At 45.0% G+C, this 502-nt stretch carries 1 pseudogene; it reads right to left on the bottom strand.

The features are described 5' to 3' along the window. Positions 1–502 (bottom strand): annotated as a pseudogene (locus R8O10_RS27840) (hypothetical protein); the annotation flags it as partial.

Consider the following 502-nt stretch of genomic DNA (forward strand, 5'->3'; position numbering starts at 1 on the left):
GAGGGATAAATCCAAAGAACCCGGCACAGTTTTCACCAGTTTCTTCGCCATACAGGTCAGTACCTTCACAAGCGGCTTCTACGCTCGCTGCTGTGGATACCCAAGCTTTGTAAACCCCACCGGAGTTAGGTGTGTTGGCAAATGGAAATAGCTGTATGGTTTCTCCATCAGGCAGAGAAGTAGGGTCGACATCTAAATACTCACTTCCCAATTGATGTCGACATTCTATGCCTATCGATTGGGTGACCATTTTGCCGCGCACTTTAACTTCTTGAGTGATGGTGACGACGTCATTCATATATGTCACACCACCTTCACCGTCGAAATAGAAAAGACGACAGGCTAATGGTTCTGCGTAAAACTCTTCGGCGTTTCTAGCGTTCTTGCCTTTGATTTTTACATCTTGATAGCAGGTACCACCGTTGGTGTCTGCGCTATCTAAAGTGCTTGATAACAAACATTTACCTGATGGATCGGTAACTTGAAAATAATACAAACCAGC

The sequence above is a fragment of the Vibrio sp. 1727 genome (genome assembly GCF_033344415.1).
GTDB classification, from domain to species: Bacteria; Pseudomonadota; Gammaproteobacteria; order Enterobacterales; family Vibrionaceae; genus Vibrio; species Vibrio alginolyticus.